This is a genomic window from Propionicimonas paludicola (assembly GCF_002563675.1).
Classification (GTDB): domain Bacteria; phylum Actinomycetota; class Actinomycetes; order Propionibacteriales; family Propionibacteriaceae; genus Propionicimonas; species Propionicimonas paludicola.
This window is the reverse complement of sequence record NZ_PDJC01000001.1, coordinates 683280-699509: the sequence shown is the minus strand read 5'-3', so window position 1 is coordinate 699509 and position 16230 is coordinate 683280. Positions and strand designations below refer to the sequence as shown.

Below are 16230 nucleotides of genomic sequence, written 5' to 3'. Positions count from 1 at the left end.
GTGACTGGCCAGCGCAGTCACATCCACACCCACGAAAGGCCCGATCATGACCGTGACCGATGAGTACCTCGCCAACAACGCCGCCTACGCGGCCAGCTTCAGTGGCCCGCTGCCGCTGCCGCCCTCGCGGCAGATCGCCGTGGTGGCCTGCATGGACGCCCGCCTGAACGTCTACGCCATCCTCGGGCTCGGCGAGGGCGAGTCACACGTGATCCGCAATGCCGGCGGGGTGGTCACCGACGACGAGATCCGCTCCCTGGCGATCAGCCAGCGACTGCTCGGCACCAAGGAGATCATCCTGATCCACCACACCGACTGCGGAATGCTCACCTTCACCGACGATGACTTCAAGCGCGGGATCCAGGACGAGACAGGCATCAAGCCGGAATGGGCCGCCGAGTCGTTCACCGACCCGGGCGAGGACGTCCGACAGTCCATTGCGCGGATCAAGGCCAGCCCGTTCATCGTGCACAAGGACGCCATCCGCGGCTTCGTCTTCGACGTGGCCACCGGCAAGCTCAACGAAGTGGCCTGAGCGAACAGCAGCGGTCGGGACGCCGCCACGTCCCGACCGCCACAGGCGCTCAGCTCAGGCGAGCGCTGCCACCACGGCGGCCGCGGTGGCCACCGACGACTGCGGGTTCTGGCCGGAGATCAGCCGGCCGTCCACGACGACCGTCTGCGACCACGGGGCACCGGCTTCCACCTGGGCGCCCCGCTCGGTCAGCCGGGACTGCAGCAGGTAGGGCGAACGATCCGCCAAGCCACCCTGGACCTCTTCGGCATCGGTGAAGGCGGCCAGTCGGCGTCCGGCGAAGGCGAAGGTGCCGTCCGGACGGGTGGCGCTGAGCAGACCCGCCGGGCCGTGACAGAGCGCCGCCACCACGGCGTCGCGATCCAGGGCGTCCAGCAGCAGCCGACCCAGGTCCGGATCGAAGGCCAGATCCTGCATCGGCCCATGGCCGCCCGGAATCACGATCGCGTCGTAGCTGTCCCGCTGAACTTCGGCGAGCACCAATGGATGACTCAGCTGATCGGAGATCGCTTCCAGATAGGCCTGGCGCTCCCGTCCGGCCTCGGTGCCCAGGTCGAGGCTGGCCGCGTCGGGCACCGGGACCCGTCCGCCCGGAGTGGCCAGGTCGACCTGATGCCCAGCAGCCAACAGCCCGCGGTGCAGCTCGATCAGCTCCTCGGCCCAGTAGCCGGTCGGATGCTCGGTGCCGTCGGTGAGGGTGAAGTGATCGGCGCCGGTGACTACTAGCAGTGCGCGTGCCATGGTTCGTCCTTCGTCAGATTGCGGCCGCTCGCAGAAGGCGGCGGACTCCAGCTGGAACGACTGACCGGTCCGGCTGATTCCCGGCGGCTCAGCTCAGGCGGCCACAGCCTCCCGCCGAGCGCGCGTGGACGCCCAGCGCCACAGCACCACGCCGCCGATGATCATCGGCAGGGACAGCCACTGCCCCATGCTCATCCCCAGCGATAGCAGCCCCAGGAAGCTGTCCGGTTCGCGAGTGAACTCGACCAGGAACCGGAAGCAGCCATACCCGATCAGGAAGGCGGCGCTGACCTTGCCGCGGGCCGGCCCGCGGCGGGCGAAGAGCCACAGCACCACGAACAGCACGACCCCCTCCAGGACCAACTCGTAGAGCTGGGACGGGTGCCGCGGCACCTGGTCGACCTGCGGGAAGATCATGGCCCACGGCAGCGCCGGATCGGCCGGACGGCCCCAGAGTTCACCGTTGATGAAGTTGCCCACCCGGCCGAAGGCCAGGCCCATCGGCACCGCCGGCACCAGCAGGTCGGTCACCTCGAAGAACGGACGCTTCCGAGCCCGGGCGTACAACCACAGAGTGAGGATCACCCCGAGCGCCCCACCGTGGAAGCTCATCCCGCCGTCCCAGACCGCGAAGATCTCTAGCGGATGGGTCAGGTAGGTCATCGGTTGGTAGAACAGGCAGTAGCCCAGACGTCCGCCGACCAGCACGCCGACGATCGCGTAGAGCAGCAGGTCGGAGATGGCGCCATCGGTCCACGGCGACGGCTCGGTCACCTGGGCGTAGGGCGGCTGAGTGATCCGGACGCGCAGCAGGAAGTAGCCGACCAGGAAGGCCAGGGCGTACATCAGTCCGTACCAGTGGACCTCGATCGGGCCGATCGAGAAGGCCACCGGATCGAAGCCGGGAAAGGTCAGCACGAGAGCGAGCACGGCACATTATCCGCCCCGGGCCTGGCAAATGGCCTCCGGCGGGCCTAGACGGAGGCCACGAGCTAGGCCACCGACCCCGAACTCGGAGACGAAACCGAACCGGCTCCAGTGCGGACGTGCCAGGCCGCCATGCCCATCCCGAGCAACAGCATCGTCACCGCGGCCACCCAGCCGAACTCCCCCAGCAGGGCATCAGTTCCCGAGAACGCGGGCGTCGTCACCTCCCCTGCGGTGGCCGCAAAGGAAGTCGCCACCAGGCCGTTCCAGCCGCCATGAGCGATCACGCTCGGCCACATCGAGCGGGCCCGGTCGGTGATTACGCCCACGAAGAGCACGAAGCCGATGATGGCCACGGTGAAGGCGGGGAGGCCTGCGGTCGATCCGTACCAGCCGATCAGAATCAGCGGGACGTGATAGAGCCACCAGATCACGCCGACGAAGAGGCTCGCCCACCAGAACCCGACCCGCTCTCGAGCAGCCGGCCACAAGAAGCCACGCCAGCCGATCTCTTCACCGACCGCAGTCAGGCAGGCGCTGAGGACCACGATCGGCGACATGGCCAGCGCCAGCCCGAGGACGCCGAGGTCCAGCCGGTACCAGCCCAGCGCCGCACCGAGGAGATAGGACAGCAGGACGGCCAGACACGGCAGCAGGCCGCCGAGGATCCACCAGCTTGGACGTCCCCACTGGATGCGTCCGCCAGCCAAGAAGTGCGCCAAAAAGGCGCCGATGGCAGGGGCGAACATGACCACCACGAAGACGAGTGGCGACGGGGATGCGCCCGGCGCAGGCCACAGGGCCACCACCCCGCCGACGTAGACAACGATGAGGCCGCCGAAGTACCAGGCCAACTGGGCCCCGGCCCGGCGAGGGCGAGTATCAACTTCTCCAGGTTCAGCAGAGTCCGCTGAACGGCGAGGGACCTTCTCTGTCACAGCGAGCTCCCATCATCGGTGCAGCTCCGCCCTTTGCGAGCCGAAGCGCTCCGGATAGCCGCCATGCTAGGCAGCCAGCCGGCGATGTCAATCACCAGCCAGTGAGAAGCGAGTCGCCGGACGTCGGACCCCTCACCGACCGGCACTGCCGCGATCACGAGGCGTCCTGCGGTTTCGCTCGAGGTGCACTCCGTTGATAACTGACTGACATTCAGTCATTATTGAGGAGTGAGTCCACGAACTGCAGATCCGAAGGCCCGGCGCGCCCAGCTCACCGCGGCAGCGGCACAGGTGCTGGCCACCAAGGGCGTCCGCGACACCTCGGTGGCCGACATCGTCAAGGCCGCCGGGGTGGCCCAAGGGACCTTCTACCTCTACTTCGCCAACAAGGACGAGATCGTGCTGGCAGTGGCCGAGTCGGTGGCCGAGCAGATCGTCCAGGCCCTCACCGAGCGTCTCAGCGACCCCGGCCAACCCGCCGTCGAGCGGCTCCGCGGACTGGCCGAGGTGCTGGGCGGGATGACCACCGACCCCGCCTTGTCCGACCTGACCGACTTCATCCACCGTCCGGAGAACCAGCCACTGCACGATCGGCTGGAGGACTACCTGACCCCGGCCCTGTTCACCTGGATGGAGCAGCTCGTCCGCGACGGGATCGCCGAGGGCAGCTTCCACGTGGACGACCCGACCCTGGCCGCCTGGTTCGTGCTCAGTGGGCTGCACGGGCTCGAACTCGCCGGCACCACGACCGCCGAACTGCCGGCGGCCCTCCAGGCCGCCACCACCCTCGCCCTGCGCACTCTGGGAGCCACCCGATGAACGACGTGATCACCACCGAGGCACTGGCCAAGCACTATGGCCGGGTGCATGCCGTGGACGGGCTGGATCTCCAGGTTCGCCGCGGCGAGATCTACGGCTTCCTCGGACGCAACGGCGCCGGCAAGACCACCACGATCCGAATGCTGCTCGGCCTGATCAAGCCCACGTCCGGCACCGTGCGGGTGTTCGGTGAGCCGATCGGCACCGACCAGGAGTGGCTGCGCCGGGTCGGCTTCCTGGTCGAGTCGGCCACGGCCTACCCCAACCTGGCCGTCCGAGAGAACCTCGAGCTGCACCGGCGGCTCACCGGCGCCGCGCATTCGGCCACCGAGACCGTGATCGAGCGGCTCGGCCTCACCGAGTACGCCGATCGCCGGGCCGGACGGCTGTCCCTGGGCAACAAGCAGCGCCTCTCGCTGGCCCGCGCCCTGCTGCACTCCCCCGAGCTGCTCATCCTGGACGAGCCGGCTAATGCCCTGGATCCGGCCGGCATCGTCGAAGTGCGCGGACTGCTGCGGGAGCTGGCCAACTCCGGGGTCACCGTGTTCATGTCCTCGCACATCCTGGCCGAGGTGGCCCACCTGGCCGACCGGATCGGCATCGTCCACGACGGACGCCTGGTCGAGGAGGCCTCCCGGAACGAACTCGCCGCCCGGGCGCGCGCCTACGTCCGGGACAGCTTCACCGCGGACGAACGGGAGCAGGCCCTGCTCACCGCCGACCTGGAGCGCTACTTCCTGGCCAGAACCGGCGACACCGATCCGAAGGAGCTGTGATGTTCACCCAGGTTCTGATCACCGAGTTCGGCAAGCTGCGCCGCTCGAGCGTGCCCTGGGTCACCCTGGCCGTGATCCTGTTCGCCCCGTGGGCGATCGCGCTGTTCATGTGGATCGTCCGCGATCCGGCACGCGCGGCCTCACTGGGCCTGCTCGGCACCAAGGCGAACCTGGCCGGCCTGGAGGCCACCTGGCCGGCCTACTCCGGCTACCTGGCCATGATCGTGGGCGCCTCCGGCATGCTGCTGCTGGCCTTCATCGTCGCCTACCTGTTCGGCCGGGAGTACCTGGACCAGACTGCCAAGAACCTGCTGGCCCTGCCGATCCGACGGGAGTGGTTTGCCCTGGGAAAGCTGGCCGTGGCCGCGGCCTGGTGGCTGATCCTGGCGCTGGCCGCCCTGGGCGAGGGCCTGCTGATCGGCTACCTGCTCGGCCTGCCCGGCTTCTCCGCCGAGGTGCTGGCCAGCACCGTCGGGAACGCGTTGCTCCTGGCCGCGATCAGCTACGCGCTGTGCCCGGTGGTGGCCTGGCTGACCGTGGCCACCCGGAACGTCCTTGCCGCGATCGGGTTCGCTCTGGGCATGCTGCTGATCGGCGATCTGCTCAGCCACACCGGGTGGGCGGTCTGGTTCCCGTGGTCGATCATCCCGTCGCTCTCAGGCATGTCCGGTAGCTCGGGCGCAGGCCTGGTCCCGGTCAGCCTGATTGCGCTGCTGGTGGTGTTCGCTCTCGGAGTGGTCGGCACTGCCGCGCAGCTGCGCTGGGCCGACAACCCCTGAGGCCCCGGCCCTGCCGCTGGGCGGGGCTCGCCCGTCCAGCCAACCTGGGCTAATATCTGAGCATCTGCTCAGATGAGAGGTTGTTCATGGGAACGGTAGCGAGTCTCGACGGCTGCGCTGATCCGGCCGCCCACCCCGAGAAGGTGCGGCTGGCTACTGAGAATGCACCAGGCGCCGAGGAGTTGAGCCGAGTCAGCGCGATCTTCAAGCTGCTCGGCGACCCGACCCGAACCCGGCTGCTCTACGCCCTGCTGGAAGCCGGCGAGCTGTGCGTCTGCGACCTGGCCGCAGCCACCGGCACCGCCGAGGCCACGGTCTCCCAGTCACTGCGGATGCTGCGCGCCTCCGCCGTGGTCAGCGGACGACGCGAGGGGCGCAACGTCTTCTACCGACTGTCGGACTCCCACGTCCGACTCCTGCTGGACGTCACCCGCGAGCACATCACCCATCACGCAGCGGCCGAACCTCAGCCCGGCGCCGCACGATGAGCCATAGCCACAGCTCTGCCGGACGCCACCGCTGGCGACTCGCCGTCGCCTTCGTCCTGGTCGCCGCCTTTTTCGTGGTTGAACTGGTCGCCGGACTGGCGTCCGGATCACTGGCCCTGATCTCCGACGCCGGGCATATGGCCGCTGACGTCACCACCCTCGGTGCGGCCCTGATCGCCACTCGGCTGGCCTCCCGCAAGGACAGCACCGGACGCCGGACTTTCGGCTCGTACCGGGCCGAGGTGTTCGCCTCCGGGCTGGCCGTCCTGGTGATGATCGGCGTCGGGATCTACATCGCCATCGAGGCGATCAGCCGGATCGGCGCTGCCACCGAACTCGCGGCCGGCCCCATGCTCCTGGTCGGCGCGCTCGGACTCGTCGTGAACCTGATCAGCCTGTTCCTGCTCCGGGCCGGCGCAGCGGAGAGCCTGAACCTGAAGGGCGCCTACCTGGAGGTGATCGCGGACACCCTCGGCTCGGTCGGCGTGATCGTGGCCGGGGCCTTGGTGGCGTGGACCGGTCATGCCTGGTGGGACACCGTGATTGCCCTGGCCATCGCCGGGTTCGTCGTGGTCCGGGCGATCCTGCTCGGCCGGGAGGTGATCGCCGTGCTCGGTGAGCACGCCCCCGACGGAGTCGAGCCGGCCGCGATCCTGGCCTCCATGCTCGAGCTCGACGGCGTTACCGGCGTGCACGATCTGCACGTCTGGCGGCTGACCTCGGGGATGGACGTGGCCACCGCCCACCTGGTGACGGCTCCCGGAACGGCACCGGCGCTCGTTCTGGACGCTGCCACCAGCGTGCTGCGCGAGGAGTACTCGATCGCGCACGCCACGATCCAACTCGAAGGAGCCGGCAGCGGTCCGTGCCGTGGCGCGGACTGGTGAACGGCGCCGCACCGCCGATGCGGGAGCGCCCGGCTCGCTAACCTGTCCGGCCCCGCCGTCGCCACGCTAGGCTTGGAGCGACCGGACGGTGCTGGCACCCAGCCGTCCGGTGGGGGAAGACGGACACCAGCCGCAGGGGGCCTGGCTGGGACGTGGAGTCGTTGTGACCGATAACGCACGCCCTGAGGACGTCGCTCCTCACAGCGAGGGCGACGCGCTATCCGGCCTGCCCGAGGACAGCCGGGTCCATCTCGACGACATCGAGTGGCCCGCCCTGGACTGGTCCGATACCGATGAGGTCCCACCGCCACCGCCTGCACCCCCGGTGCTGCGCCTGGTGGCACCGTCCACCGAGCCCGACGGGCGCCCCTCCGCCACCCTGGCTGGGTCGACCCAGCCGACAGCGTCTGCCGCCCCGACTCCACCGGGGCCCACCGTGAACGGCGGCGGCACCGACTGGCGCCCGGCCGTCCCCTTCTGGCTGCGCACGCCCGAGCCGGAGACCGAGCCGCAGCCGGCCGGCGACGACGAGCCGGCCGACTGGCGTCCGGCCGTCCCGTTCTGGCTGCGGATGCCCGAGTCGCAGCCGACTCCCCCGACAGCGGGCCATGACCAGGTGGCCCAGCCCGCACCGGCGGACGACGATGTCGCCGCCCCGCCCGCACTCGAGGCTGAGCCGATCGCCGAGCATGAGGACGCCGCGAGCGCCGCGACCGCGAGTGCCGAGACGTCGCCCACCCCGCCAACCGACGAACTCCCACTCGTGGCTACACCCCAGGCTCCCGTCGCTGCGCCTGCTGCGGTGGACGACCGTGACGACGAGCTGCCCGACGAGGATCTGACTCCGCTGCCCGGCACCACCGGTGAGGCGGTCTTCTTCCCGCCGTCGTCCAGTCGAGCCGCGATGATCCGGCCGGCCTCCGCGGCGAGCCCTCAGCCGCCCACCAGCCCGGAGGCGGCCGAGCCCACTCGGCCCACCGCAACCACCACTCGTCCGAGCCTCGGAGCCGCCCCTACGGCCGCGCGGACACCGGCGCCGGGCCCGTTCTCGGTTCCGGGCGCGCCCTATGCCCAGTACGACTCTCCAGACCGCGACTGGGACTCCCTGCCACGCACGTCGCCATGGGCGGGCCCCGACCAGCCGGCCGATCAGCAGCGAACCTCGTCGCCCAGCCGCCCGGCCCGCGCGCCGCGTCCGGCCGCCGCCCGGCGACGCTGGCTACTGCGGGGTGCGGTGATCGCTTCCGTGATCGGCGCCCTGGTCGTCTCGCTGGTCGTGATCCTGGCCGTCCAGGGTCGGTTCAACAGCGTGGACGGGACGCTCTCCGGGCCACCGGTCGGCACCCCGGACACAGTGGTGTCCGGCTACCTGAATGCGCTGGCCCACAACGACTCCCAGCAAGCGCTCGGCTTCGCCAAGCTGCGTCCCGCCGACCAGCGGCTGCTCACCGATGAGGTCCTGGCGGCGTCCAACAAGGTCGCTCCACTGCGTCAGGTCTCGGTCCGCACCACGGAGCTCTCCGACTACCGCGCCCAGGTCGAAGCGTCCTACCTGATCGGCGGACAGAGGGTGACCCAGTCGTTCACGGTGTATGCGGTGGGCGCGGAGTGGAAGCTCTACGACGTCGCCCGCAAGGTCGATCTCACCTTGCTCAAGACCGGCGATCTGCCCCTGGTGATCAACGGGGCCAGCGTCCCGGTCGGGAGTGTGGAGCTGTTCCCCGGGCACTACCAGGTGGCCACCACCGACGACCGCTACCAGTTCAGCGACGACTCGTTCGTGGTGAGTTCACCGGCCGCGGCTCCGGAGCTGGGCGCTGTTCGCCTGAGCCTGAGCAGCACCGGCATCGAGAAGATCCTCTCGGCGGCGAACACCCGTCTGCAGGACTGTCTGGCCGCTCACGAGCTCCAGCCGGTCGGCTGCGGGTTCGGCGCCGTCGCCCCCAGGGGCACCAAGGTTCAGCTGGACACCGTGCGCTGGAAGGTGAGCAAGGGCCCGAGCACCCTGAAGCTGCTGCGCCCGACGCTGGACCCCGACGACCCGAGACTGGCCACGGCGGATGTGATGATTCAGGTCACCGTGTCCGCCAAGGACACGAAGGGCGGCAACCTCGGCGTCCCCGACTGGATCACGACGGTGCTCGCCGATCTCAGCTCGGACGACGTCCAGATCACCCTCAACTAGGCGGCTCCGCGACCGCTCTGGCGGGCGGCTCAGTGCGCAGCGTTGTTGAAGCTGATCAGCCGCCAGTAGTCGGTGCCCGGCTTGAGGACCGCCCAATGGCAGTTGCCGAAGCCGGCGAACAGCCGCGAATGGACGTACTCCAGCCCCATCAGGTGCATTGTCGCCACCCGCAGAGCCAGGCCGTGGCCAACAATTGCCAAGGTCTCGTCGTCGTCGCAGGCCTCGGCCCACTCTCGGATGGCTGCGGCCACTCGGTTCCCGGTCTCGGTTGCCGTCTCTCCGGTCGGCGAGCGACGGAAGTCCCGGCCGGCCTTCAGATCGTCCCAAAAGGTCGGCTCCAGTTCGGCCACCTGCTGGTTGTCCAGGCCGACCCAACTGCCGACGTTGATCTCCTGCAGGCGGGGATCGGTGACCAGGGGCAGCCCGCAGGCCGCGGCCAGGGCCTGGGCCGTGGTCACTGCCCGAGTGAGGTCCGAAGACACGATTCTGGTGATTCCGGTGTCGGCCAGCACCTGGGCGGCGGCTGCCGCCTGGGCCAGGCCACGATCGTTCAGCGGGACGTCCGCCTGCCCCTGGAACCGTCCGGAGTGGTTCCAGTCGGTGATGCCGTGCCGGAGCAGGACGACCTTGGCCGCCGTCACGAGCCGATCGCCGGCTCGAGCTCACCCAGATCGATGGCCGGGCAGTCCTTCCACAGCCGCTCAAGGGCGTACAGCGCCCGCTCCTCGGTGTGCTGGACGTGCACGACGGTCTCCAGGAAGTCCAGCAGTACCCAGCGGTTCTCCCGGTCCCCCTCCCGGCGCACGGTCTTCACTCCGGCCTCCAGCAGGGCCTCCTCGATGGCGTCCACCACGGCGCCGACCTGGCGCTCATTGGTGGCCGCGACGATCAGGAAGATGTCGGTGATGGCCAGCCGCTCCGAGACGTCGAAGGCGACCGGGTCGAGAGCCAGCTTGGCCACGGCGGCGCGGGCCGCGATCTGAGCGATCTCGACGGCTTTCGGACTTGCAGTCACTGCTCTCCTCTTGGCGCGCGGTAGAGCCCGCGCTTGGCGATGTACTGGACGATGCCGTCCGGCACCAGGTACCAGATGGGCAGCCCGGCGGCCACCCGTTCCCGGCAGGCGGTGGAGCTGATGCTCAACGCCGGCACTTCGAGCAGGGTAACCCGATCCTCGGGGAGATGCGCAATGTCGCTCTCGGCCAACTCGACCCCGGGCCGGGAGACCCCGACGAAGTGCGCCAGCTCGAACACCTCGTCGACACCCTTCCAGGTGAGGATCCTGCTCAGCGCGTCCGCGCCGGTGATGAAGAACAGATCCACCTCGGGGCCGCGCAGGCTGTGGATGTCGCGCAGGGTGTCCACGGTGTAGGTAGCACCCGGACGTTCGATGTCGACCCGACTCACCGAGAACCGCGGGTTGGACGCGGTCGCAATGGTGGTCATCAGGTAGCGGTCCTCGGGCTGGGACACCTCGCGTCCGGCCTTCTGCCAGGGCTGTCCGGTGGGGACGAAGACCACCTCGTCCAGGTCGAAACGGGCCTGAACCTCGCTGGCCGCGACCAGGTGTCCGTGGTGGATCGGGTCGAAGGTGCCGCCCATCACGCCCAGTCGCAGGCGGCGTCCACTGCCCTGGTCCCAGGCGATCGGTGTCTCGCTCACGGCGATCCTTCCCGCAGCCGGTCGCTCTCGGTTCGGCGCGACCAATGGCCGGATTCTATCCAGGTCGGCTCAGCCGCGAACCTGACCGGCACCGTCGACGATGTACTTGGTCGAGGTCATCTCGGCCAGCGCCATCGGGCCGCGGGCGTGCAGCTTCTGGGTGGAAATACCGATCTCGGCCCCGAAGCCGAACTCGCCACCGTCGACGAACCGCGAGGATGCGTTCACCAGGACGGCGGCGGCGTCCACCTCGGCCACGAACCGATCGGCGGCCCGCCGGTCGTCGGTGATGATCGTCTCGGAGTGTCCGGTGCTGTGCACCCGGATGTGCTCCAGGGCCGCGTCCAAGTCAGGGACGATCGCGCAGGCCAGATCCAGCGACAGGTACTCCGCGTCGAACTCGCCCGGGACGGCCGGCACGATCTCCTCGGAGTACGGCAGCACCTCCGCAGTGCCATGGACGGTCACGCCCGCCTCGGCCAGGGCAGCCAGTGCCCGGGGCAGGAAGCTGGGTGCGATGTCGGCATGGACCAGCAGCGTCTCCAGGGAGTTGCAGACACTGGGCCGCTGCACCTTGGCGTTCAGCATGATGGCGATCGCCATGTCCTGGTCGGCGGCCTCGTCGACGTAGAGGTGGCAGTTCCCGGTTCCCGTCTCGATCACCGGCACCTTGGCACCGTCCACCACGGCGGCGATCAGGCCGGCCCCGCCGCGTGGGATCAGCACGTCCACCAGGCCGCGGGCGGCCATCATCTCGGCGGTCACGCTGCGATCACCCTCGACCAGCTGGACGGCCTCGGCCGGCAGTCCGGCCGCGACCAGCCCGGCATGCAGGGCGGCCACCACGGCCCGGTTGGAGTTCAGGGTCGAGGACGAGCCACGCAGCAGCGCGGCATTGCCGGCCTTCAGACAGATGCCGGCAGCATCGGCGGTGACATTGGGCCGCGCCTCGTAGATGATCCCCACCACGCCCAGCGGCACCCGCACTTGGCGCACCCGGACGCCATTGGCGTTGGTCCAGCCGCGCACCACGTCGCCGACCGGGTCGGCCAGTCCGGCCAGCGCCCGCAGGCCTTCGGCCATTCCGGCCAGCCGCGACTGGGTCAGCGCCAGCCGATCGATCAGCGACTCGCTGGTGCCGGCCGCGCGGGCTTCGGCCACGTCGACGGCATTGGCGGCCAACACCTGGTCGGAGGCGGCCAGCAGGGCGTCGGCCATGGCATGCAGGGCGGCGTCCTTGCGTCCACGGTTGAGGGTGGCCAGCTCTCGGCTGGCTCGCTTGGCCGCTGCGGCCTGCTCGGCGAAGGTCATGCCGGTAAGGATAAATCCTCAACTATCTCGCCGGTCCCGGGGACCACGACTGCGTGTGGCCAGAAAGCTCGCAGGCCGAGCTTGCGGAGCACCCACCACAGCAGGTTGAAGCCGGTGATCAGGCCGGTCACCGATGCCGCGATGATGGTGCCCGGCTCGGGCACCAGGATCCCCCACCAGGTCCAGGAGAGCTGGGTGGCGAAGCCGGCGATCAGGGTGGCCACCGACACCCCGTGGACGACCGGGGCCCGCACCAGCTCCACGCTCTGGCCGATGTTGACCAGGATGGCCGGGATGATCGCCAAAGTGCCGAAGATCGCGCTGCCGAAGGCCAGGTCGGCGATGGCCATCAAGGCACCAGTGATCAGGCCGGGGATGGCCACGCGGAACAGATTGAGCTTCAGCACGCTGGCCATCAGGAAGAGCACCGATCCGGTGGTGATCAGCCCGATCAGGTTCGGCACCCAGAGATTCACCTGACCAACCAGGAAGCCGTGCGACATCCAGCCGAGGTTCAGGCCGAGCAGAATCTGCCAACCGAACAGGGACAGCCCGTTCACATCGCGGGTCCGGAACAGTCGGGCCAGCTGCGGCAGACCGCTGACGATGCCGATCAGTGCCGCCGCCCAACCGACCACGAAAATCAACGTCACGACGCCTTCTTCTTCCGCTGCTTGAGCACGAGATCATCGCGGTGGACGACCTCGCGATCGAAATGTGCGCCGAGAGTCTCGGCAAGCTCTTTGGTGGATCGGCCGATCATCGCCGGCAGCTCGTCGGAGTCGTAGTTGACCAGGCCGCGAGCGATCACCTGCCCGGCTTCACTGACCAACCGGACCGGGTCGCCGGCCTGGAACTGACCGGTCACCGCCACGATCCCGGCCGGCAGGAGGGACGCCTTGCGATCGATCACCGCGCGCACCGCGCCGGCATCGAGGACCAGTTCGCCCTTGGTCACCGAGGCGTAGGCCAGCCACAGCAGCTTGCGGGAGCGCCGCTTACCGGTGGCCAGGAACAGAGTGCCGACCGGTTCACCGGTCAAGGCCTCGGCCACCGCGTCCGCCGAAGCCAGCACCACCGGAATGCCGGAGGCCGTGGCGATCCGGGCCGCCTGCAGCTTGGTCTCCATGCCACCGGTGCCGACCTCGGAGCCCTTGCCGTTGGTGTCGACGGCCAGCTCGTCCAGATCGGCCACCAGGCCGATCCGCTCAGCATCGGGCGAGGACGGATGGGCGGTGTACAGCGCGTCCACGTCGGAGAGCAGGACCAGGGCGTCCGCGCCGACCAGGTGAGCGACCAGAGCGGCCAGCCGGTCGTTGTCGCCGAACCGGATCTCGTGGGTGGCCACGGTGTCGTTCTCGTTGACGATCGGCACCACGCCCAGCTCGCTGAGCCGGGTGAAGGTGCGCAGGGCATTGCGGTAGTGATCCTGGCGGGCCACGTCCTCGACGGTCAGCAGGACCTGGCCGACTACGAGTCCGTGCTTGGCGAACAGCCGTCCGTACTGGCCCACCAGCAGGCTCTGGCCGACCGAGGCGGCGGCCTGCTTGCTGGCCAGGTCACGGGGACGATGCCGCAGCCCCAGCGGCAACATGCCGGAGGCCATGGCGCCCGAGGAGACCAGGACGACGTCCTGGCCGCGGCTGCGGGCGGCGGCCAGCGCGTCCACCAGCCGTTCGAGGCGGGTGGGATCCAGGCGTCCGGAGGCGTCGGTGAGCGATGAGGAACCGACCTTGACCACCAACCGGTGGGCGGACGTGATCTCCGTGCGCAGCCGCGCTGCCTCAGTCATCCTCGTCGTCTCCCAGGCCCTCAAGGGCGATCAGGGGGTAACTCGCGGCCTCGGCCTGCGCCGCCTTGGCGGCGTGATACTCCGCGTCCATCTCGCGGCGGCGCCGGGCGGCCGGACGCTGCGTGATCAGCCGCTGATCCTCACCGCGGCGGGCCAGCATCTCGGCGCCGATCTCGATCTGCGGTGCGAAGTCGAAGACCACGGGGTTGTCGCCGCCGCCGATGGCCACCGCATCACCGGCGATGGCCCCCAGGGCGAGCAGCTCCTCCTCGATGCCCAGCCGGGCGAACCGGTCGGCCAGATAGCCGACCGCCTCGGGGTTGTTGAAGTCGGTCTGCCTGACCCAGCGTTCGGGCTTGTCGCCACGGACTCGCCAGACCTTGCCGCCTTCGCCGTCGCCCTGCCGGACGATGTGGAACTCGGGGCCACCGGCCACCGGAGTCGGCCGGATCACGATCCGCTTCGGAGCCGGAGCTGGCGCCTCGGCGCGACGCTTGGCCACCAGTTCGGCCATGGCGAAGCTCAGCGCGGGCAGGCCGACGCCGGTCTTGGTGGAGACCGCGAAGACCGGCAGGCCACGGGCTTTCAGCTCGTCGATGACCAGGGCGGCCAGCTCGGCGCCGTCCGGAACGTCCACCTTGTTCAGGGCGACCATCCGGGGACGATCCTCCAGGCCACCGTGGGCCTCGAGTTCGGCTTCGATCACGTCCAGGTCGGTGAGCGGGTCGCGTCCGGGCTCGTAGGTGGCGCAGTCGATGACATGGACGATCGCCTGGCAGCGCTCGATGTGACGCAGGAAGTCGTGACCCAGGCCGCGTCCCTGGCTGGCGCCCTCGATCAGGCCGGGGACATCGGCGACCGTGAAAGTCGTGGCACCGGCCACCACAACCCCCAGGTTCGGGATCAGCGTGGTGAACGGGTAATCGGCGATCTTCGGCCGGGCTCGGGAGATCGCCGCGATCAGGGAGGACTTGCCGGCACTCGGGAAGCCCACCAGACCGATGTCGGCAACGACCTTGAGCTCGAGCTGGATCTTGCGGGCCTCGCCCTCTTCGCCCAGCAGCGCGAAGCCAGGCGCCTTGCGGGCAGAGGATGCCAGCGCCGCGTTGCCGAGCCCGCCGCGTCCGCCGGCCGCGATGACGACCTCGGACTCCGGGCCGATCAGGTCGGCCAGCAGCTCGCCGGTGTCGGCGTCGGTGACCACGGTGCCGTCCGGGACGTCCAGCACCACGTCTTCACCGTTGGCGCCGTTGGCGTAGTCACCACGTCCGGGCTGGCCGTTCGCGGCGCGGCGCACCGACTGCCGATGGAACTCGACGAGCGTGGTCAGCCCGGGGTCCACTCGCAGGATCACTGAACCGCCGTTGCCGCCGTTGCCGCCGTCGGGGCCACCCAGTGGCTTGAACTTCTCGCGGTGCACCGAAGCGCAACCGTGTCCACCGTTGCCGGCGGCAACAGTGAGGACGGTCTGGTCGATGAAGCTGGGAATGGCCACGGGAGAACCTTGCAGATTGGGAGTCGGAGGGCAGCCCACTGGCCGGCACCGACCCCTAATCCTACCGGCAGCGGTCGACTCGCCGCTTGGCCCCGGCTCAGCCCGGTGGCGGCGCCCAGGTCGAGGGGTCCACGACGGAGCGCCGACGCTCGCCCACCACCGGCGGCGCAGGCTCGTCACGGCCGCTCCAGAAGGCGGCATCGTCCGGACGGGGCGAGCTCTCGGCGTCCGTACCGGCCGGGAAGCCCTCCGGTGCCGGCCAGTCGATCGCCACCTGAAGCCGACGCCGTCGCAGGCGGATCAGCCAGATCACCAGCAGGGTCAGTCCGACGCCGGTGAGCAGTCCTGCGCCGGCCGCCCACTCGACCTTGGACGGACCGAACCCCGACCGGCTGGCGATGGTGATCGCGGGGATGTCCTCGTAGCCGTTGTAGGCCACTCGAACCTCGTCGGGCCCGACCTGCTCGGCACCCTCGACCTCCGTGATCGGACCGGGGAAACGCACCTTCAGGTCCACGGTATTCGGGTTCCACCAGGACATCCCCTGAGAGGTGGACAACCGGTAGCCGGACTCATCATGAGTCACCGTGACGCCCAGCACCGCAGCCAGCCCCGCCCCGGCCGTGCCGGTGACCCGGCAGGAGCCGACATCATCGAGCTTCTCGATGGTGAGTCCTTCGAGGACCGACTGGGTGAAATCCTGACTGCAGACGTCAGAAGAGTCCTTGACAAGCAGGTTCACCGTGAACGTGCCCTGCTCGGTGACTGCGATGTCGCCAGTGAAAGTACAGGCGGCCAACAGCGGAGTGATCACTACTGCGGCGAACGCCAGTCGGATCCGCCGCGCACGAGTCATGATGCGATCCTAAACGGCGGGCAAAGCGAAACGGCGGGA

18 protein-coding genes are annotated in these 16230 nt (G+C 69.4%); 7 read left to right on the top strand and 11 right to left on the bottom strand.

What is annotated here, in order from left to right; translation table 11 throughout:
- Positions 1-46: 46 nt before the first annotated feature.
- Positions 47-535 carry a beta-class carbonic anhydrase gene (locus ATK74_RS03180; protein WP_098459685.1) on the top strand — a complete coding sequence of 163 codons (489 nt, stop codon included), beginning with the start codon at positions 47-49 and terminating at the stop codon, positions 533-535.
- Between the two features lie 54 nt (positions 536-589).
- Here ATK74_RS03180 and ATK74_RS03175 read toward each other — a convergent pair whose 3' ends face one another.
- The 3 genes from ATK74_RS03175 to ATK74_RS03165 all read right to left on the bottom strand — a co-directional run bounded on the left by ATK74_RS03175 (position 590) and on the right by ATK74_RS03165 (position 3057).
- On the bottom strand, positions 590-1276 hold the full coding sequence (locus tag ATK74_RS03175; RefSeq protein ID WP_098459684.1) for a type 1 glutamine amidotransferase domain-containing protein: 687 nt from the start codon (positions 1274-1276) through the stop codon (positions 590-592).
- A gap of 93 nt (positions 1277-1369) precedes the next feature.
- A complete protein-coding gene (gene lgt / locus ATK74_RS03170) occupies positions 1370-2206 on the bottom strand; it encodes a prolipoprotein diacylglyceryl transferase (RefSeq protein ID WP_245840650.1) in 837 nt (278 codons plus the stop codon).
- Between the two features lie 62 nt (positions 2207-2268).
- Positions 2269-3057, bottom strand: a complete 789-nt coding sequence (locus ATK74_RS03165) for a CPBP family intramembrane glutamic endopeptidase (RefSeq protein ID WP_098459683.1) — start codon at positions 3055-3057, stop codon at positions 2269-2271.
- 312 nt (positions 3058-3369) lie between these two features.
- Here ATK74_RS03165 and ATK74_RS03160 point away from each other — a divergent pair, with 312 nt between their 5' ends.
- From ATK74_RS03160 to ATK74_RS03135, 6 genes are all read left to right on the top strand, one after another.
- Positions 3370-3960 carry a TetR/AcrR family transcriptional regulator gene (locus ATK74_RS03160; protein ID WP_098459682.1) on the top strand — a complete coding sequence of 197 codons (591 nt, stop codon included), beginning with the start codon at positions 3370-3372 and terminating at the stop codon, positions 3958-3960.
- Entirely contained in the window at positions 3957-4736 is a 780-nt protein-coding gene (locus ATK74_RS03155; RefSeq protein WP_098459681.1) for an ABC transporter ATP-binding protein, read from the top strand. The genes ATK74_RS03160 and ATK74_RS03155 overlap by 4 nt, the downstream gene beginning before the upstream one ends.
- Positions 4736-5515, top strand: a complete 780-nt coding sequence (locus tag ATK74_RS03150) for an ABC transporter permease (RefSeq protein ID WP_098459680.1) — start codon at positions 4736-4738, stop codon at positions 5513-5515. The genes ATK74_RS03155 and ATK74_RS03150 overlap by 1 nt, the downstream gene beginning before the upstream one ends.
- An 86-nt stretch (positions 5516-5601) precedes the next feature.
- A complete protein-coding gene (locus ATK74_RS03145) occupies positions 5602-6003 on the top strand; it encodes an ArsR/SmtB family transcription factor (protein ID WP_098459679.1) in 402 nt (133 codons plus the stop codon).
- Positions 6000-6890, top strand: coding sequence for a cation diffusion facilitator family transporter (locus ATK74_RS03140; protein ID WP_098459678.1), 891 nt, complete (start codon positions 6000-6002; stop codon positions 6888-6890). Before ATK74_RS03145 ends, ATK74_RS03140 begins: the two co-directional genes overlap by 4 nt.
- Before the next feature lie 163 nt (positions 6891-7053).
- On the top strand, positions 7054-9075 hold the full coding sequence (locus ATK74_RS03135; protein WP_143483544.1) for a hypothetical protein: 2022 nt from the start codon (positions 7054-7056) through the stop codon (positions 9073-9075).
- 29 nt (positions 9076-9104) lie between these two features.
- On the opposite strand, the gene ATK74_RS03130 is transcribed toward ATK74_RS03135, so the two are convergent.
- From ATK74_RS03130 to ATK74_RS03095, 8 genes are all read right to left on the bottom strand, one after another.
- Positions 9105-9716: a histidine phosphatase family protein gene (locus ATK74_RS03130; RefSeq protein WP_098459676.1), complete on the bottom strand. Its 612-nt coding sequence runs from the start codon at positions 9714-9716 to the stop codon at positions 9105-9107.
- Positions 9713-10090, bottom strand: a complete 378-nt coding sequence (rsfS, locus tag ATK74_RS03125; RefSeq protein WP_098459675.1) for a ribosome silencing factor — start codon at positions 10088-10090, stop codon at positions 9713-9715. The genes ATK74_RS03130 and rsfS overlap by 4 nt, the downstream gene beginning before the upstream one ends.
- Positions 10087-10737 (bottom strand): nicotinate-nucleotide adenylyltransferase, encoded by a 651-nt coding sequence (gene nadD / locus ATK74_RS03120; RefSeq protein ID WP_098459674.1) that lies wholly within the window; start codon positions 10735-10737, stop codon positions 10087-10089. Before nadD ends, rsfS begins: the two co-directional genes overlap by 4 nt.
- 69 nt (positions 10738-10806) lie before the next feature.
- Positions 10807-12048 (bottom strand): glutamate-5-semialdehyde dehydrogenase, encoded by a 1242-nt coding sequence (locus tag ATK74_RS03115; RefSeq protein ID WP_098459673.1) that lies wholly within the window; start codon positions 12046-12048, stop codon positions 10807-10809.
- Positions 12045-12701: a SemiSWEET family sugar transporter gene (locus tag ATK74_RS03110; RefSeq protein ID WP_098459672.1), complete on the bottom strand. Its 657-nt coding sequence runs from the start codon at positions 12699-12701 to the stop codon at positions 12045-12047. The genes ATK74_RS03115 and ATK74_RS03110 overlap by 4 nt, the downstream gene beginning before the upstream one ends.
- Positions 12698-13840 (bottom strand): glutamate 5-kinase, encoded by a 1143-nt coding sequence (gene proB, locus ATK74_RS03105; RefSeq protein ID WP_098459671.1) that lies wholly within the window; start codon positions 13838-13840, stop codon positions 12698-12700. The genes ATK74_RS03110 and proB overlap by 4 nt, the downstream gene beginning before the upstream one ends.
- Positions 13833-15335, bottom strand: a complete 1503-nt coding sequence (gene obgE / locus ATK74_RS03100; protein WP_098459670.1) for a GTPase ObgE — start codon at positions 15333-15335, stop codon at positions 13833-13835. Before obgE ends, proB begins: the two co-directional genes overlap by 8 nt.
- A 97-nt stretch (positions 15336-15432) precedes the next feature.
- Positions 15433-16191 (bottom strand): hypothetical protein, encoded by a 759-nt coding sequence (locus ATK74_RS03095; RefSeq protein ID WP_098459669.1) that lies wholly within the window; start codon positions 16189-16191, stop codon positions 15433-15435.
- Between the last annotated feature and the right edge of the window lie 39 nt (positions 16192-16230).

Coding starts and splice junctions, on each gene's coding strand:
- ATK74_RS03180 (WP_098459685.1), top strand. CDS start 47: ATGACCGTGACCGATGAGTACCTCGCCAACAACGCCGCCTACGCGGCC.
- ATK74_RS03175 (WP_098459684.1), bottom strand. CDS start 1,276: ATGGCACGCGCACTGCTAGTAGTCACCGGCGCCGATCACTTCACCCTC.
- ATK74_RS03155 (WP_098459681.1), top strand. CDS start 3,957: ATGAACGACGTGATCACCACCGAGGCACTGGCCAAGCACTATGGCCGG.
- ATK74_RS03150 (WP_098459680.1), top strand. CDS start 4,736: ATGTTCACCCAGGTTCTGATCACCGAGTTCGGCAAGCTGCGCCGCTCG.
- ATK74_RS03145 (WP_098459679.1), top strand. CDS start 5,602: ATGGGAACGGTAGCGAGTCTCGACGGCTGCGCTGATCCGGCCGCCCAC.
- ATK74_RS03140 (WP_098459678.1), top strand. CDS start 6,000: ATGAGCCATAGCCACAGCTCTGCCGGACGCCACCGCTGGCGACTCGCC.
- ATK74_RS03115 (WP_098459673.1), bottom strand. CDS start 12,048: ATGACCTTCGCCGAGCAGGCCGCAGCGGCCAAGCGAGCCAGCCGAGAG.
- proB (WP_098459671.1), bottom strand. CDS start 13,840: ATGACTGAGGCAGCGCGGCTGCGCACGGAGATCACGTCCGCCCACCGG.
- ATK74_RS03095 (WP_098459669.1), bottom strand. CDS start 16,191: ATGACTCGTGCGCGGCGGATCCGACTGGCGTTCGCCGCAGTAGTGATC.